At 67.4% G+C, this 21,065-nt stretch carries 16 protein-coding genes; 2 read left to right on the top strand and 14 right to left on the bottom strand.

The features are described 5' to 3' along the window. Positions 1-114: 114 nt before the first annotated feature. The gene (gabP, locus tag M8R19_RS18545) at positions 115-1,509 is read right to left on the bottom strand and encodes a GABA permease (RefSeq protein WP_249918545.1); all 1,395 of its coding nucleotides are present in this window, start codon (positions 1,507-1,509) and stop codon (positions 115-117) included. A gap of 261 nt (positions 1,510-1,770) precedes the next feature. Next, positions 1,771-3,093 carry an MFS transporter gene (locus M8R19_RS18550; RefSeq protein WP_249918546.1) on the bottom strand — a complete coding sequence of 441 codons (1,323 nt, stop codon included), beginning with the start codon at positions 3,091-3,093 and terminating at the stop codon, positions 1,771-1,773. A gap of 183 nt (positions 3,094-3,276) precedes the next feature. Between M8R19_RS18550 and M8R19_RS18555 the strand changes: the two genes are divergently transcribed. Together M8R19_RS18555 and M8R19_RS18560 are read left to right on the top strand one after the other, a co-directional pair. After that, a complete protein-coding gene (locus M8R19_RS18555; protein WP_249918547.1) occupies positions 3,277-4,170 on the top strand; it encodes a LysR family transcriptional regulator in 894 nt (297 codons plus the stop codon). Between the two features lie 89 nt (positions 4,171-4,259). After that, on the top strand, positions 4,260-5,027 hold the full coding sequence (locus M8R19_RS18560; protein ID WP_249918548.1) for a ParA family protein: 768 nt from the start codon (positions 4,260-4,262) through the stop codon (positions 5,025-5,027). 11 nt (positions 5,028-5,038) lie between these two features. On the opposite strand, the gene M8R19_RS18565 is transcribed toward M8R19_RS18560, so the two are convergent. The 12 genes from M8R19_RS18565 to mscK all read right to left on the bottom strand — a co-directional run bounded on the left by M8R19_RS18565 (position 5,039) and on the right by mscK (position 21,018). After that, positions 5,039-5,848, bottom strand: a complete 810-nt coding sequence (locus M8R19_RS18565; RefSeq protein WP_249918549.1) for a universal stress protein — start codon at positions 5,846-5,848, stop codon at positions 5,039-5,041. Between the two features lie 76 nt (positions 5,849-5,924). After that, positions 5,925-6,368 (bottom strand): YiiD C-terminal domain-containing protein, encoded by a 444-nt coding sequence (locus tag M8R19_RS18570; protein ID WP_249918550.1) that lies wholly within the window; start codon positions 6,366-6,368, stop codon positions 5,925-5,927. A 103-nt stretch (positions 6,369-6,471) separates the two neighbouring features. Then, the gene (trxC, locus tag M8R19_RS18575) at positions 6,472-6,906 is read right to left on the bottom strand and encodes a thioredoxin TrxC (RefSeq protein ID WP_058488157.1); all 435 of its coding nucleotides are present in this window, start codon (positions 6,904-6,906) and stop codon (positions 6,472-6,474) included. A gap of 52 nt (positions 6,907-6,958) precedes the next feature. Beyond that, positions 6,959-8,236 (bottom strand): bifunctional O-acetylhomoserine aminocarboxypropyltransferase/cysteine synthase, encoded by a 1,278-nt coding sequence (locus M8R19_RS18580; protein ID WP_061562989.1) that lies wholly within the window; start codon positions 8,234-8,236, stop codon positions 6,959-6,961. A 185-nt stretch (positions 8,237-8,421) separates the two neighbouring features. Beyond that, positions 8,422-10,593: a lipase family protein gene (locus M8R19_RS18585; RefSeq protein ID WP_249918551.1), complete on the bottom strand. Its 2,172-nt coding sequence runs from the start codon at positions 10,591-10,593 to the stop codon at positions 8,422-8,424. Continuing rightward, positions 10,590-11,393, bottom strand: a complete 804-nt coding sequence (locus M8R19_RS18590; RefSeq protein ID WP_249918552.1) for a hypothetical protein — start codon at positions 11,391-11,393, stop codon at positions 10,590-10,592. The genes M8R19_RS18585 and M8R19_RS18590 overlap by 4 nt, the downstream gene beginning before the upstream one ends. Next, on the bottom strand, positions 11,390-12,193 hold the full coding sequence (locus M8R19_RS18595; protein ID WP_249918553.1) for a hypothetical protein: 804 nt from the start codon (positions 12,191-12,193) through the stop codon (positions 11,390-11,392). The genes M8R19_RS18590 and M8R19_RS18595 overlap by 4 nt, the downstream gene beginning before the upstream one ends. Next, positions 12,190-13,047 (bottom strand): hypothetical protein, encoded by an 858-nt coding sequence (locus M8R19_RS18600; RefSeq protein WP_249918554.1) that lies wholly within the window; start codon positions 13,045-13,047, stop codon positions 12,190-12,192. Before M8R19_RS18600 ends, M8R19_RS18595 begins: the two co-directional genes overlap by 4 nt. After that, the gene (locus M8R19_RS18605; RefSeq protein ID WP_249918555.1) at positions 13,044-13,919 is read right to left on the bottom strand and encodes a DUF4123 domain-containing protein; all 876 of its coding nucleotides are present in this window, start codon (positions 13,917-13,919) and stop codon (positions 13,044-13,046) included. Before M8R19_RS18605 ends, M8R19_RS18600 begins: the two co-directional genes overlap by 4 nt. Continuing rightward, positions 13,916-15,997, bottom strand: coding sequence for a type VI secretion system Vgr family protein (locus M8R19_RS18610; protein WP_249918556.1), 2,082 nt, complete (start codon positions 15,995-15,997; stop codon positions 13,916-13,918). The genes M8R19_RS18605 and M8R19_RS18610 overlap by 4 nt, the downstream gene beginning before the upstream one ends. Before the next feature lie 125 nt (positions 15,998-16,122). Continuing rightward, complete coding sequence (selO, locus tag M8R19_RS18615) at positions 16,123-17,583, bottom strand: protein adenylyltransferase SelO (protein WP_249920195.1); 1,461 nt, start codon at positions 17,581-17,583, stop codon at positions 16,123-16,125. A 63-nt stretch (positions 17,584-17,646) separates the two neighbouring features. Then, positions 17,647-21,018: a mechanosensitive channel MscK gene (gene mscK / locus M8R19_RS18620; protein WP_249918557.1), complete on the bottom strand. Its 3,372-nt coding sequence runs from the start codon at positions 21,016-21,018 to the stop codon at positions 17,647-17,649. Positions 21,019-21,065 lie beyond the last annotated feature (47 nt).

Raw genomic sequence — 21,065 nt, forward strand, 5'->3', positions numbered from 1 at the left:
GCCAGCCTGTAGGAGCGGGCCCTGCCCGCGATTCGCGCGCAGGGCGCGCTCCTACAAAACATGCACCCAACGAAAAAGCCCCGCCAATGGCGGGGCTTTTTCATGGGCGCTGCGTCAGGCGGCGTCGGCCGCGTAGCCTGTGGCGCGTTGGGCCTTGCGACGGTTCGAGACCAACAGGCCGGAGCACACCACCACGATGGTCAGCAGGGCGGTGGCGACCACCTCCATGCGGTGGTCCGGGCGGATCATCATGATCACCAGCGCGGCGCTGATGAAGATGATCACCGCCCAGGTCAGCCAGGGGAACAGCCACATCTTCAGCGTCAGTTGGTGGCCCTGGGCGAGCAGCTTCTTGCGCATGTTCAGCTGCGAAATGGCGATCACCAGGTACACCAGCAGGGCGATGGCGCCGGAGCTGGCCAGCAGGAAGTTGAACACTTCGGCCGGGGCCAGGTAGTTGGCGAAGGTGCACAGGAAGGCCATGGCGGTGGACAGCAGCACGGCGTACACCGGGGTGCGGCTGGCGCTGGTCACCTGGGCGATGCGCGGGGCGTCGCCGCGCTTGCTCAGCGAGTACATCATCCGCGAGGCGGTGTAGAGCGCCGAGTTCAGGCAGCTGGTCACCGAGACCAGGACGATGATGTCGACGATCAGCTTGGCGTAGGGCACATGCAGATGCTCCAGCACGGTCTGGTAGGAGCCCATGCTCACCAGGCGCGGGTCGTTCCACGGCACCAGGCAGACCACGATCAGGATCGACAGCAGGTAGAACAGCGCGATACGCCAGATCACCGAGTTGGTGGCGCGGGTGATCTGCTGCGCCGGGTCCTTGGACTCGGTGGCGGCGATGGTGACGATCTCCGAGCCCATGAAGGAGAACATGGTGGTCAGCAGGGCCGCCAGCACGGCGCCCCAGCCCTTGGGCAGGAAGCCGCCCTCGGCGTACAGGTGGCTGATGCCGCTGACCTCGGGGTTCAGCGAGACGCCGAAGATGGCCGCGCAACCCATGACCAGGAAGGCGATGATCGAGCCGACCTTGATCAGCGCCAGCCAGAACTCGAACTCACCGTAGTTCTTCACGCTGAACAGGTTGGTCACGGTCAGCGCCGCGGTGATCACGAAGGCCAGGACCCAGATCGGCGCGCCGGGGATCCAGGCGTGGATGATGGCGGCGGCGGCGTTGGCCTCCAGCGGGATCACCAGCACCCAGAACCACCAGTACAGCCAGCCGATGGTGAAGCCGGCCCAGTGGCCGATGGCGCGGTCGGCGTAGGTGGAGAAGGAGCCGCTGTCCGGCTGCGCGACGGCCATTTCGGCCAGCATGCGCATGACCAGGACCACCAGCAGGCCGGCGGCCAGGTAGGAAACCATGACGCCCGGGCCGGCTTCGGCGATGGCGTGGCCGGAGCCGACGAAGAGGCCGGCGCCGATGGCCCCGGCGATGGACAACATGGTGACGTGACGGTTCTTCAGGCCCTGGGCCAGACCGGCGGATGGGGTACTGCTCATGCGTTACCTACAGCGAGAAAAGGAAGGAAATGCGTCCTGCGCAGCCGAAGCCGTTTTGATAATCCAACGAGGTGTTCCTTTTCCTGAACGCAAGATGCGCGCCACATTTTGTTACGACCTTGGTCGTAGGCGCGAAAGAATTGGGTAGAAGCGCCACGACGCCCCGGGATAGGGGCGTCGCGATCATGGGAATGTCATATCCAGAGGCGACGCTGGCATATCTATCACCGACAGAGGCATAACTGAGTGTGTAGAAACTACTCAGCTATGCGAGGTGCTCAGTGCGGGAAGGGTGCGCGGTAACACTGCTAGGCGCGCCAGGTGCAACGCCACCAGCACGGCGGTGCTCAGCAGCGCGGCGATGAACAGGCCGACGCCGGTCCAGCCGAAGTGGTGCCAGAACACCCCGCCGGTGGTGCCGGCCACGCTGGAGCCCAGGTAGTAGCTGAACAGGTACAGCGACGAGGCCTGGCCCTTGGCCTTGAGCGCGCGGCGGCCGATCCAGCTGCTGGCCACCGAGTGCGCGGCGAAGAAGCCGAAGGTGAACAGCAGCATGCCCGCGACTATCAGCGGCAGCGCCGGCAGCAGGGTCAGCAGCAGGCCGCTGAGCATCAGCACTATCACCGCCCAGAGCACCTTGCGCCGGCCCAGGCGGTCGGCCAGCGAGCCGACCCAGGCGGAGCTGTAGATGCCCACCAGGTACACCAGCGAGAGCACGCCGACCACGGCCTGGCTGAGGTGGTACGGATCGGCCAGCAGGCGGTAGCCGATGTAGTTGAACAGGGTGACGAAGGCGCCCATCAGCAGGAAGCCCTCGAGGAACAGCCAGGGCAGGCCGGCGTCGCGCAGGTGCGAGGCGAAGCCGTCGGCCAGTTGCCGGAGGTTCAGCGGGGTGGGGCGGAAATTGCGCGACTCCGGGAGGATGCGCCAGAACACCACGGCCGCCACCAGGGCCAGGCCGCCGAGGATGGCGATGGCCGCGTGCCAGGACATGAAGTCCACCAGCACGCCGGTGATCAGCCGCCCACTCATGCCGCCAATGGCGTTGCCGCCGATGTACAGCCCCATGGACAGGCCGATGTGCTGCGGGTGGATTTCCTCGCTCAGGTAGGTCATGCCCACTGCCGCCAGGCCGCTGAGCGACAGCCCGACCAGCGCGCGCATGGCCAGCACCCCGTGCCAGGTCGGCATCACCGCGCTGGCCAGGGTGAAGAGGGCGGCGAAGGCCAGCGAGGCGACCATGATCGGCTTGCGCCCGATGGCGTCGGAAATCGGCCCGGTGACCAGCAGGCCGAGGGCCATCATGATGGTCGCGATGGACAGCACCAGGCTGCTCTGCGCGGCGCTGAGGGCGAAGGTCTGCGACAGCACCGGCATCATCGGCTGCACGCAGTAGAGCAGGGCGAAGGTGGCGAAGCCGCCGGAGAACAGCGCAAGCGAGGTGCGCATGAAGGCCGGGGTGCCTTTCTCGATGTAGCTCTCGATGTCGTTCACGGCGCCGGCCAGCGCCTGGTTGGCCGCCTCGGCGGCCTGCAGCAAGGCGGGTTCGGAATCCGACGAAGCCCGCACGGCAGAGTGACTCACAACTCACCTCGATTCTGGAAAGGGGTGTGCCTCGCGGCGAGCGAAATCGGCCCGCGCAGCCAGGCTGGCAGAAAGTGGAAAGTCGTTATTGGGCTTGTGTGACAAGGATAAGGAAGGGCTTTTATTATTTCCAATATATTGATCGACACGTTTGATATGTAATTCGACTCATTCGGAGTTCCCATGGAGCTGCGCCACCTGCGTTACTTCATCGCCGTCGCCGAGGAACTGCATTTCGGCCGCGCCGCCGAGGCCCTGGGCATCTCCCAGCCGCCGCTGAGCCAGCAGATCCAGGCGCTGGAGGAGGAGATAGGCGCGCGCCTGCTGGAGCGCACCAACCGCCGGGTGGCGCTGACCGAAGCCGGCCGGCTGTTCCTCGACGAGGCCCGCCAGGTGTTGGCCCAGGTCGACCGCGCGGTGCTCCTGGCGCGCCGCGCGCACCAGGGCGAACTGGGCGAGCTGCGCATCGGCTTCACCGCCTCGGCGCCCTTCACCTCGGCCATCCCGCGCAGCATCCACGCCTTCCGCCAGGCCTACCCGGAAGTGCACCTGGACCTGCAGGAGATGAGCAGCCGGCAGATCGTCGAAGCACTGCAGGAAGAGCGCCTGCAGGTCGGGGTGATCCGTTCCTTCCAGCTGCCGGCCTCGCTGGAGGCGGTGGAGTTGTTCAGCGAGCCACTGGTGGCGGTGCTGCGCGCTGACCACCCGCTGGCCCGCGAGTCGCTGGAAGGGCTGGAGCTGGCGGCGCTGGCCGAGGAGCCCTTCGTGTTCTTCCCGCGCAGCTACGGCACCGGCCTCTACGACCAGTTGCAGGCGCTGGCGCGGCAGGCCGGCTTCACCCCGCGCATCAGCCAGGAAGCCGGCGAGGCCATGACCATCATCGGCCTGGTGGCGGCGGGGCTGGGGGTTTCCATGCTGCCCGGCTCGTTCCGCCGCACGCGGGTGGACGGGGTGGTCTACCGCACCCTGCTGGACCCCGGCGCGACCAGTTCGGTGTGGCTGGTGCGGCGGCGCAGCGAGACCTCGCCGGCGGCGCTGGCCTTCATCGAGCTGGTCACCCGAGGCGCGGCGGGTTAGACGCCGCCCGGCGGCATGCGCAAGTGCTCGCCCTTGTCATGGGCATTGCATAGAATCCGGTGTCACTTGAACGGCTTGGAGGGGTGCTCATGCGTCGCGTGGTTTTCAATCAGAAGGGCGGGGTCGGCAAGTCGAGCATTGCCTGCAACCTGGCCGCCGTGAGCGCCGCCGAGGGCTACCGCACGCTGCTGGTGGACCTGGACGCCCAGGGCAATTCCACCCACTACCTCACCGGCCTGACCGGCGACGACGTGCCCATGGGCATCGCCGATTTCTTCAAGCAGAGCCTCTCCAGCGGCCCCTTCGCCCGCAAGGGCAAGGTGGACATCTACGAGACGCCGTTCGAAAACCTCCATGTGGTGACCGCCACCGCCGAGTTGGCCGACCTGCAGCCCAAGCTCGAGGCCAAGCACAAGATCAACAAGCTGCGCAAACTGCTCGACGAGCTGGCCGAGGACTACGACCGCATCTACCTGGACACCCCGCCGGCGCTGAACTTCTACACGGTATCCGCGCTGATCGCCGCCGACCGCTGCCTGATCCCCTTCGACTGCGACAGCTTCTCCCGCCAGGCGCTGTACGGCCTGCTGCGCGAGATCGAGGAGCTGAAGGAGGACCACAACGAGGACCTGGAAGTGGAGGGCATCGTGGTCAACCAGTTCCAGCCGCGCGCCAGCCTGCCACAGCAACTGCTCGACGAACTGGTGGAAGAGGAAATGCCGGTGCTGCCGGTGTACCTGATGAGCTCGGTGAAGATGCGCGAGTCGCACCAGGCCTGCACCCCGCTGATCTACCTCGACCCCCGCCACAAGCTGACCCAGCAGTTCGTCGAACTGCACAGTCTGCTTGAAGCTTGAAGCTGCTCTATTCAGGCACTGACCAGCAGGTCGCAAGGCGGCCGGCGCAGGTAGTAGCGCGCCGTGCTACCCAGCAGGGCCTGCTGTAGCGCGCCGCGCCCGCGGCTGCCGAGCACTAGCAGTTGCGGCCGCCAGTCGGCCAGGCTGTGGTCCAGCGCTTCGCGAACCCCCATCGAACTCACCAGGCACTCGAGCTGCGGCAGCGGGCCGCCCACCTGCTGGCTCTCGTCGTGCATCAGCTGTTCCAGCAGCTGGCGTTGCTCGTCCAGGCGCTCGCGCAACCTGGCGGGGTCGTTGCCGGCATCGTAGGCATGCAGGGCCAGCAGTTCGCCGCCCGGCGCCAGCCAGGCGCAGGCGCTGCGCCAGGCGTGGCAGGCGCCGACGGAGAAGTCCAGGGCGCTGAGCGCCCGCTGGTAGGGGCGCAGCTGCGAGTCGGTCACCAGCAGGGCGGGCACCCGGCTGCAGCGCAGGATCTGCTCCAGGGTGGTGCCGTCGAAACGCTCCACCAGCGCCTGGCGGTGGGTGCCGGTGACCAGCAGGTCCGCCTGCAGCTCCTGCGCCGTGGCGGCTATCACGCTGGCCGGGCGGCCTTCGGCGACCAGCGGCTGGTAGTGTTCCAGGCCCGCGCTGTGGGCGCTGTCCTGCAGCGCGGCGACGGCGCTCTGCCGGGCCTTGGCCAGCAGCGGTGCGCCCAGGGGCTGTTCGATGACGTGCAGCAGGCTGACGCGGGCGCCGTGCTCGGCGGCCAGTTGCGCGGCGCGGCGCACGGCGACGTCGGCTTCGACGCTGAGGTCGTGGGCGACCAGGATGTGCTTGGGCATGGTGGGATCCTCCGGCGGTCCCACCACTCTGGCCCAGCCGCGCGAGCGCATGTTGACGCAGCGCAAGGGCCGCGGATCAACGGCTGCGCAGCTGATAGACGGCGTGGCTCTCGGCGACCACTTCGCCGTGTTCATCCTTCAGTTGCAGGTCCAGCACGTACTCGGCCTTGCCGTTGAGCGTGGCCTCCTCGGCGATGCGGGCGATCTCGGCGTCGCTCAGGCGGGCCTCGACCCAGACGTCGCTGGTGGCGGGGCGGCGGAAGCGCAGGCCGGCTTCCTTGACGATGGGGTAGAAGTTGTGGCTCTCGAAGCAGGTCAGGCGCAGGACCCCGCCCGGCAATTCGGCCAGGGTGAAGAGGGCGGCGGCGTACATGGTGCCCAGGTGGTTCTCGTTGCCCTTCAGGGGCATGCGCAGGCGCACGTGGCCGCGCTCGAGGATTTCGGCCTTGAGCCCGGTGCGCTTGACGAAGGCGATGTGCTCTTCGGTCATCTGGCGGACGAATTCTTCGGGAAAGAGCATGGGGTGGTCTCGCTGTGCTGGGGTCACAGCAAGCCTAGCCCGGCCGTCGGCGCGGGCAATGACCGCTTCGCTCAGGCGCGCTGACCGAAGCGGTCACGGCGCCTTACAGGCCCTGGCGGGCCAGCCAGTCGAGCAGTTGCGGCAGCGGCAGGGCGCCGCTCTGGCGCGCCACTTCGCGGCCGTCCTTGAAGAGGATCAGGCTGGGGATGGAGCGGATGCCCAGTTGCCCGGCCAGGCGCTGGTTGGCTTCGCTGTCCAGCTTGGCCAGGCGGCAGCGCCCGGAAAGCCGCGCGGCGGCTTGCTCGAAGGTCGGCGCGAAGGCCTTGCATGGGCCACACCAGTCGGCCCAGACGTCCAGCAGCAGCGGCAGGTCGCCCTTGAGCTGGGCGGCGAAGCCGGCTTCGTCGACGGCGAAGGGCTTGCCCGGCAGCACCTCGTGCTTGCAGCGCCCGCAGCGCGGATGGTCGCCCAGGCGCGCGGCCGGCAGGCGGTTGAGCCCGCCGCAGTGCGGGCAGGGAATCAGCAGGGGGTCGGTCATGGCGCGGCTCCGGAAGGGGATTCCCCCAATCTGGAGCCGCACCCGGCGGATATCAAGCCGCGGCGGCGGCCAGGGCCTGTTCGAGGTCGGCGATGATGTCGTCGCTGTGCTCGATGCCGATGGACAGCCGCACCATGTCCTGGCTCACCCCGGCGCGGGCCAGTTCCTCGGCGTTGAGCTGGCGATGGGTGGTGCTGGCCGGGTGGCAGGCCAGGGACTTGGCGTCGCCGATGTTGACCAGGCGCACCACCAGCTTCAGCGCGTCGATGAAGCGCGCGCCAGCCTCGGCGCCGCCCTGGATGCCGAAGGACAGGATCGAGGCCGGCTTGCCGTCCATGTAGCGCTTGGCCAGGGCGTGCTCGGGGTGCTCCGGCAGGCCGGCGTATTTCACCCAGGCCACCTGTGGGTGCTGTTCCAGGTAGTGGGCGACCTTCAGCGCGTTCTCGCAGTGGCGCTCCATGCGCAGGGCCAGGGTCTCCAGGCCCTGGAGGATGAGGAAGGCGTTGAACGGCGACAGCGCCGCGCCGGTGTTGCGCAGCGGCACCACGCGGCAGCGGCCGATGAACGCGGCCGGGCCGAAGGCCTCTGTGTAGGTCACGCCGTGGTAGGACGGATCCGGGGTGTTGAGCAGCGGGAAGCGTTCCTTGTGCTGCGCCCAGGGGAACTTGCCGGAGTCGACCACGATGCCGCCGATGCTGGTGCCGTGGCCGCCGATGTACTTGGTCAGCGAGTGCACCACGATGTCCGCGCCGTGCTCGAAGGGCCGACAGAGGATGGGCGTGGCCACGGTGTTGTCGACGATCAGCGGCACGCCATGGCGGTGCGCGGCGTCGGCCAGGGCCTGGAGGTCGACGATGTTGCCTGCCGGGTTGCCAATGGACTCGCAGAACACCGCCTTGGTGCGCTCGTCGATCAGCGCTTCCAGCGCGGCCACGTCGTCGTGGGGGGCGAAGCGCGTCTGGATGCCGAAGCGCGGCAGGGTGTGCGCCAGCAGGTTGTAGGTGCCGCCGTAGAGCTTGGCCACCGAGACGATGTTGTCGCCGGCCTCGGCGACGGTCTGGATGGCATAGGTGATGGCGGCCATGCCCGAGGCCACGGCCAGCGCGCCCACGCCGCCTTCCAGGGCGGCGACGCGCTGCTCCAGCACGTCGTTGGTGGGGTTCATGATCCGCGTGTAGATGTTGCCGGCCACCTTCAGGTCGAACAGGTCGGCGCCGTGCTGGGTGTCGTCGAAGGCGTAGGAGGTGGTCTGGTAGATCGGCACGGCCACTGCCTTGGTGGTCGGGTCGGGGCTGTAGCCGGCGTGGATCGCCAGGGTTTCCAGTTTCATTGTTCGAGCATCCTTGGTGGGCAGAAAGCCTGGAGGATGCGAGGGCCGCCAGCGCCGGTCAATGACCCGGAGCAATGCCCGCCCGGCGGCGGCAGAACGATTTCGCCTGAGCTTATAACCGCCTCAGGAGGAGCAACTGATCTCCAGGTGCCGGCCCTAGTCCTCCCCGCCTCTGCCAAGGCCGCTCAACCAAGCGTATCGACATCGGGCACGCCCCGGGTCGCGCTCATGCGATAGTCGTCCAGTGGCGATGCGGGAATCATCGCCAACTGCTCCTGCACGCGGTTCTCCATGTGGTTCGTCCAGCGTGTACGCGCCGCTTCCAGGCTCGGCGACGTGGCCAGGCTACCGTACAGGTCGGCCGGCGAGGGGTGGCGATAGCGCAGCGTCGCCAGGCGTTGCCGCGCCTGCTCCAGGCGCTCGATCTCCGCGCTCAGGGCGGCGATGGCGGACTCCTTCTGCTGCCCCTGGCCATGGCGATCTTCGTGGAGTCGCCGGCGTTCCTCGCGCAACTGCTGCCGTGCCTGTTCCAGGTGCTCGGAGACAATGTCGTACTCGCGTTCGGTCACCAGCGTGCGTCCGGCTTCCTGGGCCTGTTGCCAGCGGCGCAGGGTGGCCCAGCAGTGGGGAACGTAGCTGTTCACCATGGAGTGGTCGCCGGCGCTGAAGAGCTGCCCGAGGAAGGAGGCGCGCTCGGGGTGGTCGCCGTGCTTGCGCAGGGCGTTGCTGCAGCCGGCCTCGTCGAGGGTGTCGCAGCCCGGCGTCCAGAGAATCGCCGAGCGCTCTTCCTGGCCCAGCGCCACCGGGGTGAAATGGCGCAGGTCGCCGTGGTGGCGGTAGGGCTGCCCGCCGACGCGGACCACCCCGACGACGGTCAGCAGCGCGCCCACCGCGGGGTTGACGAACAGGCCGAGCAGGCCCGTGCCCCAAAGCCAGCGCCGGCCATTCATCCAGGGGGCCGGCACGCTGGGCACCGGGTCGTTGTAGTTGACCATGCGGTAGTGCGTCAGGGACTGGGCCCCGGCGACGAACTCGGCATCACCGGCGCGCGGGGCGCCGTAGGTGTAGAGCACGATGTCGTACTGCTGCATTTCGTTGCGCCGCAGGGCCTCGGCCAGCAGCAAGGCGATGGCGCCACCCAGGCTGTGACCGCAGATAATGAGTTTCTGGCCGCTGTAGAACCGGTCCAGATATTCCTGAATGAAGTCCTTGAGCGCCCGATAGGCTTCGTAGAAGCCGCGATGCGCCTTGCCCGCCCCTTCCTCGAAGGGCACCTGCAAGGCATCGGCATCGCGCCAGCCATCGGCGAGCACCTCCGCGGTGCCGCGCACGGCGATCAGGATCGCCTCCTCGTGGTGGCTGATATAGGCCTGGGTATTGGTACCGCCCTTGGCATCGTCGAAGAAATGCAGGCGCGCCGGGTGTTCCTGTTCCTCGCCACGCTCCGGGTGGTTCTGCGGGTACAGCGCGGGGTCGAAGGGCAGGATCTCCAGGCGCTGCGAGTAGGGCACGTCCTCGTACAGCGGGTAGTAGCGCTTGACCTGCTTGGCATCCACCTTCCAGGCTTCCTCGGCCTGGGCGAGGCGCTGGCCGATCAGGTTGCCCACGCTGGGGTCGTGGGGGAACTTCACCGTGGTCTCCGGACGGTTCGGCGGCTCCTGGCCGAAGTCGGTGTAGCTCAGGCTCGCCAGCAGCGCCAACTGGTAGAGGTTCAGCGCGCAGAAGGCGCTGTCGGTGGACAGCAGCGGGCGCAGCGCGCGCAGGGGCCGCACCTCCAGCACCGTGAGGCCGTTGGGTAGCAGGGTCACACCGTACAGCGGCTCGGCGAGCCCCTTGTTGAGCGTGCCCAGCAGTTTTTGTGGTAGTGGGTGGTGCGCGCTCACCGGCGGTGGCAGGTGGGCGCCATGCCTGACCAGGTCGCGCACCTCGACCTGGTAGAACTCGTCGGCCGTCGCCTTGGCCGGGTTGTTCTTGCGCCGGGCGGCATCCTGGTGGAAGAAGCGGGTCTGTTCGGCGCGGACCTGGAGTTCGGTGATGGGGAGGGGGTAATGCGGTCGGTTTACCAAGTCGTTGTATAGGGTTTCAGCACCGCCATAACTTACATCCAATTTCAGCACCAACGCCCCACAGAAATGATTCGTCACCTTGGCGTAGCCATTGGCATCGAGCAGCCCACTGTAGACCTGTCCGACCATATCGGTGGCTTCATAGCGAAGTCCGGCATAGGGGGCGCCTTCGCCGAATTCGTCCACCAACTGGAAGCGGGTCTCGTCGCCACGCAGCGGACAGGCGGGCATCTTGTCACTGAAGAACGGCCTTTCCCATTCCGCCATGGGGGAATATTTGTGCAGCGTCATGGCCGGGACTCCTGTTCTGTGCAGGTGGGGTAGACAGTGCAGGTGCGGCCGTCAGGTAGCTTGAAATCCTTGAACCGCGGAGGTTTCACACAAAGCTCTTCCATGTCCCGATTCCAGCCACTGTCACAGGGCTTCCAGCCTGTTTGTGTCTTCAGCCAATAGTTTCTAAATGCAGGCTCTTCCTGCTCCGACATCCCGATCACCAGCCGCACGGTCCTGCCGGGCAACTGGTCGCGCTGCAGGACGGCGCCGGGCTTCCATTTCTGTAACTGGCCGTCTTCCAGTGCCTGGCACTTCAGCAGCTTGATGAGGTAGCGCTGCGGCCCCACGGTGCGGAACATCCAATGGCACTGGCCTTCGACCGCGCGCACGCCGGAGGCGGGCATGCCGGGGTAGTTGGCTGGTAGCGCGTCGCGAAACGACAGGCTGGCAGTGTCGGAGGAGGAACTGCTTTCTGTAAGCGGAGCATTAAGTCGCCATTTGCCCCGCAACTCGACCCGCATGCTGCGCAGCACCAGCGGGCAGCCGCGCACCTTGTCGCGCAGCGGCACCTGGAATTCCACGCGGTGGGCGGCTGCTTCGTAGTCGCTCTCGAAGAACTTGCGGTCGGGCCTACGACCGCCGATGCGCTCGGGAACGCTGCAGGTTTCGCCGGGCGCTGGCACGTAGTAGGCGTCGCCGGTGAACTTGAAGTTCGCCGGCAGGTCGGCCTGCAGGGTGAAGCTGTCGCCGGCGCCGCTGGCGCAGCCGCCGAGAAACAGGCTGGCGAACAGCACGGGAGTGAACTTGTGCAGCGTCATGGCCGGGACTCCTGTTCGGTGCAGGTGGGGTAGACAGTGCAGGTGCGGCCATCGGGCAGTTTGAAATCGGTGAACTGCGGTGGCTCCGTACAGCGCTCTTCATTCTTGGTTCCCCAGCGACCGGTACAGGGGCGCCAGCCTTCGGGTGTCCGGAGCCACCAGCCTCGGTAGTAGGGCTCTTCCTCCTCCGACATCCCGATCGCCAGCCGCACGGTCCTGCCGGGCAACTGGTCGTGCTGCAGGACTGCGCCGGGTTTCCATTTCTGCAGCTGGCCGTCTTCCAGTGCCTGGCACTTCAGCAGCTTGATGATGTAGCGCTGCGGCCCCACGGTGCGGAACATCCAATGGCACTGGCCTTCGACCGCGCGCACGCCGGAGGCGGGCATGCCGGGGTAGTTGGCTGGTAGCGCGTCGCGAAACGACAGGCTGGCAGTGTCGGAGGAGGAACTGCTTTCTGTAAGCGGAGCATTAAGTCGCCATTTACCCCGCAACTCGACCCGCATGCTGCGCAGCACCAGCGGACAGCCGCGCACCTTGTCGCGCAGCGGCACCTGGAATTCCACGCGGTGGGCGGCAGCCTCGTAGTCGCTCTCGAAGAACTTGCGGTCGGGCCTGCGACCGCCGATGCGCTCGGGAACGCTGCAGGTTTCACCGGGTGCCGGCACATAGTAGGCGTCGCCGGTGAACTTGAAGTTCGCCGGCAGGTCGGCCTGCAGGGTGAAGCTGTCGCCGGCGCCGCTGGCGCAGCCGCCGAGAAACAGGCTGGCGAACAGCACGGGGGGGAGCTTGTGTAGCGTCATGGCCGGGACTCCTGTTCGGTGCAGGTGGGGTAGACAGTGCAGGTGCGGCCATCGGGCAGTTTGAAATCGGTGAACTGCGGTGGCTCCGTACAGCGCTCTTCATTCTTGGTTCCCCAGCGACCGGTACAGGGGCGCCAGCCTTCGGGTGTCCGGAGCCACCAGCCTCGGTAGTAGGGCTCTTCCTCCTCCGACATCCCGATCACCAGCCGCACGGTCTTGCCGGGCAACTGGTCGCGCTGCAGGACGGCGCCGGGTTTCCATTTCTGCACCTGGCCGTCTTCCAGTGCCTGGCACTTCAGCAGCTTGATGATGTAGCGCTGCGGTCCCACGGTGCGGAACATCCAATGGCACTGGCCTTCGACTGCGCGCAGGCCGGAGGCGGGCATGCCGGGGTAGTTGGCTGGTAGCGCGTCGCGGAACGACAGGCTGGCGACGTCTCCCCCTGTGTCTCGCCAGTTACGACCGAACTTGCGGTCAGTCCATTTCGCATCGAGTTCGATCCGCATGCTGCGCAGCACCAGCGGGCAGCCGCGCACCTTGTCGCGCAGCGGCACCTGGAATTCCACGCGGTGGGCGGCTGCCTCGTAGTCGCTCTCGAAGAACTTGCGGTCGGGCCTGCGGCCGCCGATGCGCTCGGGGACGCTGCAGGTTTCGCCGGGTGCCGGCACGTAGTAGGCGTCGCCGGTGAACTTGAAGTTCGCCGGCAGGTCGGCCTGCAGGGTGAAGCTGTCGCCGGCGCCGCTGGCGCAGCCGCCCAGGAGCAAGCTGGCGGCGAGCAGCAGGTGTGGCAGTGGCGATCTGCATTCGGGGCGGGGGCCTTCAGAGAACTGGGTTGCAACTGCGGCAGCGATCATTCGGCGGTATCCGGATAGGAGGGGGGAAGCTGCTTCGACTGTGCGCTCATCGCGTAGCCCAGCCGTTCGTAATGGGCGCTGGGCGTCTCGCCGGGACGGGGCTGCCAGGCCTCAGGAATGGGCATGTCGTCGTTCTCTAGCCGTTCCAGCAGCCAGAAACGCAGTTGCTCCGGCGTCGTCCATCGCCATTCCCGCGCCTGGCGCAATTGCTCGGTGAGCCAGGCGTCGAAGTCGCACCGTTCGGCCAGCCGCGCGCAGGCCGCGGTATGCCGGGCGAGCAGGTAGAAGCGCAGGTTGTGGTGAAGCATCGCGCTGGCGGTGGTTTCGTCCTGCGGGGCGGCAAGCCAGGCTGGAGTCTCGGGCAGTGGGTGCTCGCCGGGCATGGGGTTGTCACGGGCCAGCCATTGCCTGGCTTCTTCGCTCCAGTAGCAAAGGCTGGCGGCCGGGCCCAGGTAGGCGGGTAGGCCCTCTTCCGGCAGGTGGGCCAGGGCCCGGGCAATGACCCGGTTGTCGTGGAAGCGGTACAGGGTGCGCTGTGGCGACTGGCCAACGAGCATGCGGGCGCGCCAGTGCCGGGCCAGCGCCGCCAGGGCATCGCCCTCGGCGCTGGCCAGCCAGCCCCAATGGCGTTCGGGATGGGCGAGCAGGGTGGCGAGCGCAGGTGTTGCACGGTTGGCCAACTGCATGACGAAGGGGCCTCGCGCGGCCAGCGGTGCCGCCTCGGTGCCGGCGTAGAGGCTGACATGGGGCGCGGCTGGAGGGCTGTTGAGTAAGGCCTGCAGGGCTTCGGTGTTGCCGTCGGCATCGAGCACCAGGTAGAGCTGGCGGTGCATTCGCGACTGCTCGCGCAGCCAGTGTTCGAGCGGGCTCATGCCGGGGCTCCCGTTTCGCAGAAACCTTCCCGGCAGGCTTCGCAGAGGGGGCAGTAGTCGCTGCCCCATTGCCTGGCGGCGTTCATCGGGATGGCCTGGCCGAGGCTGATCGCTGGAGGCGCCGGGGGCATCGGCGGCGCCGCGAGTGGTTCCAGGGTGCCCGGCGGCAGGGGCATGGCCGGCGTGCCGGCCACGGGCGCGCCGCCGAGTTGGATCGGCGTGCTGCTGAAGATGCCGCCCGGCCTGAGCACGATGTGCTGGCCGGCAGCGCTGAGCGTCAGGCTTGCGCCGGCATCCAGCACTACATGGGCACCGGCGCTCAGGTGCACTTCCTGACCGGCGCCCACGCTGATCACCTGGCCTGCGCGAGTGTGGACGCTGCCGGCAACGCTCAGGTGATCGTCGGCGCCGAGCCAGGTCTTGCGCGCCAGGCTTACGCTGCGCTGTTCCTCGCCTTCGAGGACGTGCACGCTGTTGCCCCGGATCGATTCGCTGCGCTGGCCGCCGACCTGCAGGCGGTCATCGTTGCGCACCTGGCACTCGAGGTCACGCTGGGCGTGCAGGTAGATCTGTTCCTGGCCCTTGCGGTCTTCTATGCGCAGTTCGTTGGCACCGCCTCCGCCGGGTGAGCTGAGGCTCTTGAATACGCTGCGGGTCTTGTGTTCGGGCAGAAGGTAGGGTGGGCGGCTTTCGGCGTTGTACAGACAGCCGGTCACCAGGGGTTGGTCCGGGTCGCCTTCGAAATAGGAGACCAGTACCTCCATGCCGACCCGGGGAACGGAGATGGCGCCATGGCCGTTGCCGGCCCAGCCGCTGGCCACGCGCACCCAGCAACTGCTGTGGTCGTCGTTCCGGCCCTCGCGGTCCCAGAAGAACTGGACTCGTACCCGGCCGTGCCTGTCGCAGTGAATCTCTTCGCCGGGAGGCCCGGTGACCACGGCGCTCTGGCTGCCGAGCACACGGGGCCTCGGGTGATCCAGTGGCGGGCGGTAGAAGACATCCCAGGGAATGGCGGTGAAGTGGTTGCGGTAGCCTTGGTGAAAGCCGGCTTCGTCGTGCTGTTGGTCACCGCCGATGAACTCCTCGAGCACCTGGGGCTGCTTGCCTTCGTGGTGAACCCCGGTGAGCAGCCAGAGATCGTTCCACTCTTCGCGCGGGTGTTCGGTGAGCATCAGGAAATGGCCACTGCGCAGGGCGAGCTGATCGCTGTGGCCTTCGGCCAGACGGTAATCGGCGCGGTGGCGCTGCAGGGCGTGCTGGCTGACCAGCGTGCCGCGCTCGCGGTCGGCGAAGCGGCCGGGGTAGTCGTAGTCCTCCAGGTCGGGCTGCGGCTCCTCCTGTTGTGGTCTGCTGGTTGCTTCCAGCAGCAATCTGGGCTTTTCGAAGTTGTAGTCGCGACGGGTGACGCGCGAAGTGCGGGCGGCTATGCGTACGGAGAACCTTTTGACGACTTGCGCGTCGGCGAGCATGCCACTGTCGGGAACGTAGGCGATCGGCTGATCCAGGCGTGCAAAGGCGGTCTGGTCATCGCCGAATATCAGCAGATGGCCGTCGCGACGGTGCTCGAAATGCAAATGGAGGCCATGTTCGGAAGCAATGCGTTGGACGAAGCCCAGATCGGTCTCGCCGTACTGTGTGCAGTATTCCAGTTCCGGATAGGCCCTCGGGCCGAGCCTGAAGCAGTAGGCGTCGGCGAGGATGCCATGTTCCTCGAGCACCCTGGCGATGATCTGCGGGGCCGTGAGGTGCTGGAAAATGCGCTGGTTGATGCGTAATGCCAGGTAGGCCAGGCGCGGCACCAGGTTGACCCGGTAGCGGGTCAGACGTTTGTTGGAATCGCCCTGGCTGACCTGCTGGATCTGGCCGTGGATGCCGGCGCCGTGCGGTGAGAGGCTGAGGAAGGCAGGTTTGTGCAGCAGGCCCTCGAGGTCGAGGTTGGCGCGTTCGCTGACCAGTTCGATGTCGAAGCGGTAGGGCTCGCCAATGGCCTCGTGGCCCGTGAAGGCGAGCACCTGGAGGTCATGCTGGACCCCTTCGATGCTCAGGCCGAAGTTCGGTTGGTTGGCGGGAGCGAACATGGCAGGGCTTCCTGGCTAGGCATGAAGTGCCTATTAGGAAGTTGGATGCCAAATGGCTGGTGCAGGGGGTTTCTGAAAACCCTGGAGGAATTCGACTGGTCGGTTGCTGATAAATTTTCCTCGCCTCAGGAGGAGCAACTGATCTCCAGGTGCCGGCCCCAGTCCGGCGGGCGGCGGGTGAAGGCTTCGCGCCCGGGCTGTTCTTCGAAGGGCTTGCTGAGGGTCTCGTGCAGCTCGCGCACCACTGAGTAGTCGCCCTGCTCGGCGGCGCTGATGGCTTCCTGGGCCAGGTAGTTGCGCAGCACGTACAGCGGGTTCACCGCGTGCATGCGGGCGCGGCGCTCGTCCTGGCTGCCGCCTTCGCGTTCGGCGCGGGCGCGGTAGTCGGCGGCCCAGGCGTCGAAGCCGGCGAGGTCGACGAAGTCTTCGCGTACCTGCGCCAGCGCCTGTTCCGGCGCCTGCTCGCCGAGGCGGCGGAAGAACAGGCTGTAGTCCACCGCGCCGCTCTGCATGGCCTGCAGCAGGCGCTGCACCAGGTCCAGGTCGCCGTCCTCCGCGGTGGTGAAGCCCAGGCGGCGGCGCATCAGGTCCAGGTAGTGGGCCTGGTACAGCGGCAGGAACAGGCCGAGGGCTTCGCGCAGTTCGTCCACCTCGACGAAGGGCGTCAGCGCCTGGGCCAGGGCCGCCAGGTTCCAGTGGGCAATGGGCACCTGGTTGTTGAAGCTGTAGCGCCCGGCGTCGTCGGAGTGGTTGCAGATGTGCTTGGCGTCGAAGTCGTCGAGGAAGGCGTAGGGGCCGTAGTCGAAGGTGATGCCGAGGATCGACATGTTGTCGGTGTTCATCACCCCGTGGCAGAAGCCGTAGGCCTGCCAGTGGGCGATCAGTTCGGCGTTGCTTTCCACCACTGCGCGGAAGAACGCGGCGTAGGGCTGCGGCTGCTCCAGGCACTCGGGGAAGTGGTTGGCCAGGACGAAGTCGCCCAGTTCCTTCAGCTTGTCGTGCTGCTGGGTGTAGTAGAAGTACTCGAAGTGGCCGAAGCGCACGTGGCTGGGCGCCAGGCGCAGCAGCATGGCGGCGCTTTCCCTGGTCTCGCGCCACACCGGGGTGTCCGAGCCGGTGACGCAAAGCGCGCGGCTGCTGGGGATGCCCAGGGCGTGCAGGTATTCGCTGGCGAGGAATTCGCGGATCGAGCTGCGCAGTACCGCGCGGCCGTCGCCCATGCGCGAGTAGGGCGTCTGCCCGGCGCCTTTGAGGTGCAGGTCCCAGTGCTGGCCGGCGTCGTTGACCACCTCGCCCAGCAGCAGGCCGCGGCCGTCGCCCAGACGCGGGTTGTAGGCGCCGAACTGGTGGCCGGAGTAGACCATCGCCCGCGGCTCGGCCTCGGACCAGAGCTTGTGCCCGGAGAAGATTTCGGCGAATACCGGTTCCCCGGCCACCGCCGGGTCGAGGTCGAGCAGCGCCATCGCGGCGGGGCTGGCCACCACCAGGCGCGGCTCGGCGATGGGGTCGGGCAGGACTTCGGTGGAGAAGGCGTCGCCCAGGCGGGCGAAGCGGTTGTCGAAGGTCAGTTCGTCGAGCTGTTTCACGGTCACAGGCGGGCTCCGGTAAGTCCGAGCATTGTGCTCGGACTTGTTCGGAGCCGTCCAGACTCAGGGCTTGCTGCCGGGCGGCAGTGGCGGGTCCTGGTCCTTCAGCGGCGCGCCGGGCAGCGCCAGGGGCAGCTGGGTGACGTTCTGCGCCAGGTGGATTTCCTTGCCCTCGCCGTTCTTGACGAACACGTCCAGCTGGTTGAAGGCCATGTCCACGCCGTGCTCGCGGAAGCTCAGGGCGATGGCGGTGAGCAGTTCGTCCACCGCCGGGTTGCGGTCGCCCAGTTCGCGCACGTGGAAGCGCAGCTCGTAGTCGAAGGTGCTGGCGCTGATGGCCAGGAAGTACAGCGATGGCGCCGGGTCGTTGAGTACCCGTGGGTTGGCGCGCGCGGCTTCGAGCATGAGCTTGCGCGCCAGGGCCAGGTCGCTCTCGTAGGCCAGGCCGATCTTGATGGTCACGCGGGTCACGGTGTCGCTCAGCGACCAGTTGATCAGCTGCCCGGTGATGAAGGTCTGGTTGGGGACGATGATTTCCTTGCGGTCGAAGTCGGTGATGGTGGTGGCGCGGATGCGGATGCGGCTGACGGTGCCGGACAGGTTGCCGATGGTCACGGTGTCGCCGATGCGCACCGGGCGCTCGAAGAGGATGATCAGGCCGGAGACGAAGTTGGAGAAGATCGCCTGCAGGCCGAAGCCCAGGCCCACCGAGAGGGCGGCCACCAGCCACTGCAGCTTGTCCCAGCTGACGCCCAGGGTGGACAGCGCGCTGACGATGCCGACGCCGCTGATGGCGTAGGACAGCAGGGTGGTGATGGCGTAGGCGCTGCCCTGGGCCAGGGTCAGGCGCTGCAGCACCAGCACTTCCAGCAGGCCCGGCAGGTTGCGCGCCAGGGCCACGGTCACCGCGGCGATGACCAGCGCCATGAGCACGTCGCCGAGGCTGATCGGCAGGCTGGTGGCGCTGTCGCCGCTGCCGCCGGTGTACTGGTAGAGGGTGACGTTGTCCAGGTAGGCGGCGACGCTGATCAGGTCGGCCCAGACCCAGTACAGCGCCACCACGAAGCCGATCAGCAGGCCCAGGCGGATCAGGCGCAGGGACTGCTCGTTGATCTGCTCGATGCCCAGGGTCGGCTCTTCCGCGGTCTCGTTGCCGTCGGCGCCTTCCTTCGGCGGGTTCTGCCGCTTGGCCTGGGCGCGCTGGTAGGCCAGGCGCCGCGCCGCAACGCTGAGGCCGCGGACGAAGGTGGCCTCGATCACCACCCAGACCATGAGCAGGAACAGGGTGTCGATCAGTCGGTCGCTCAGGCGCAGGGCTGTGTAGTAGTAGCCGAAGCACACGGCGACGAAGAGCATCACCGGCAGCGCGGTGAAGAGCACGCCGACCACCATCTTCACCACCGACGGCCGGCTGGTGCTGGGGCTGGCGAAGAGCATGCGCGCCATCAGCCAGGTCATCACCGCGAAGCCGCTGAGCACCACGGCGATGCCGATGACGTCGTCGGCCAGGCTGCCGGGTTGGCGCTCGGCCACCGTGACCACCGCGGCCAGGGCCATGACCACCACGCCGAGGCGGCGGATCAGCTTGCTGCTGAAGCGCACCTGGGCCTGGCTCCAGTGGAAGTGCCGCTCGGCGATGCCGCCGGGGCTGAGGATGCGGTGCGCGGCGTAGAACACCAGCCAGACCTCGGCCATCTGCAGCAGCGCGGCGCCCAGGGTGGCGTTCTGCCCGCGGGCGTCGAGCATCAGGGCCAGGCCGGCGATGGCCAGAGTCAGGGTGCCGGGCAGCGCCAGCAGCAGCGCCAGCAGCAGGGCCAGCGGCGTGTGCGCCTGGCTGTCGCGCTTGAAGTGGCCGATGTCGTCGTTGATCGAGGCGAGCTTGTCGTAGAGGTAGCGGCGTTTCCACAGCAGCCCGGCGATCAGCAGCAACAGCGGCAGGAACAGCAGCGGGCGGTCGATCAGGCCCTCGCCCACCTCGACCACCGCCGAGCCCCAGGGCACCTCGGAGAGCTGGTGCTGCAGCAGCGTCGGGGTCATCTTGAACCAGGACAGGTCCAGCGGGCGGTTGCTGGGAATCCAGAACATCTGCTCGTCGAGGGTGGCGCGCAGGTTGTCGCTGGTGTCCTTGAGCTGCTTCTGGTTCAGCTGCAGGGTGATGGCCTCGTTGAGCACGGCGTTGAGCTCGTGGTTGAGGCGCTCCATCAGCTCGCTGCGGGTGTCCGCCAGGGTGGACAGATCCTTGCGCAGCTGCGGAGTCACGGCTTCCTGGGGCTGCTGGGCGAGCAGGTCGTCGATGTACTGCTGCGGGTTGGCCAGTTCGTCGCGCTTCTGGTTCAGCTCGAACTGGTACAGGCGCAGGTCGGCGATCTCGTCGGCCAGTTCCTGGTCGGTCTTGATCTTCGGCAGCGACTGCTTCTGCTGGTAGAGCACCTTGGACAGCAGCAGGCTGCCGCGCAGCACGTTGATCTGCTGGTCGAGGGTCTGGTCCAGCTGGGTCAGGCTGTCCAGGTGCTGCTTGGCCTCGAGGTTGCGCCGCGTCAGCTCGTTGAGGCGGTCGGTGGTGCGCAGCAGGTAGTCGGACAGGCGCAGGTTCTCGGCGTTCTCCTGGCTCAGCAGGCTGTCGCTGCCGGCGCCCTGGGTGCCGTCGCGGGCCAGTTCGGCGACGGTCTTCTCCGACTGCTCGCGGCGCATGCCGCTGATCATGGTCTGCAGTTCGAGGGTCTCGCGCTCGGCGCGGGCGACCTGCTCGCCCAGCAGGTCCTGCTGGCTGCTGGCCAGGTCCTGCAGCAGGTTGTTGCCGGCCAGTTGCTGGCGCAGCAGCTGGATCTGCGCGTTGAGCGCGACCTGCTCGGCGAGCAGCTCGTTGCGCCGCTCGGGGGCCAGCGCCTTGCCGGTCTCCTTGCCGACCTTGAGGATGTTGCCGATCTCCAGCAGGCGCGCCTGGGCGTTGCTGATGTCGGACTGGGCGCGTTCCGGGCGGGTCTGCGCGGTGATGTACTGGCTCTTCGCCTCGGTCAGCTGCTTCTGCCAGTCGGCCAGCTGGGTGGAGCGGTCGTTGAGCAGCATCTCCAGGCGGCTGACGTTCTCCCCGGCGTAGCGCTGGGCCGCCGGCTTCTCGCCGCTGCCCTTCAGGCGCGCCAGGGCGCGCTGGTTCTCCAGTATCTGCCGGGGGGCGTCGGCCAGGCTGGCCTTCAGCTCGCCCAGCTGCTTCTCGCTGTCGTCTCGGGCGTCGAGCAGCTTCAGGGTGCGCTCGAGGCTGGCCTTGGTGACCTTGGCATCGGCGTCGGCGAGCTTGCGCTCGGCCAGGCCGTCGAGGCTCTGCTGGACGGCTTCGGCGGACGGCGGCTGGTTGGTGTTCTCGGCGTGCACGGGTAGCACGGCGAGGCAGCCGCCGAGCAGGGCGGCGGCGAGCAGGTTTCGCAGCGGGAATGGCATGGTCGCGGGCGGCTATCGATAAGTTGCAGTGAGGGTAGGTGTGCCCG

The sequence above is a fragment of the Pseudomonas sp. R3.Fl genome, assembly GCF_023516765.1.
Taxonomy (GTDB): Bacteria; Pseudomonadota; Gammaproteobacteria; order Pseudomonadales; family Pseudomonadaceae; genus Pseudomonas; species Pseudomonas citronellolis.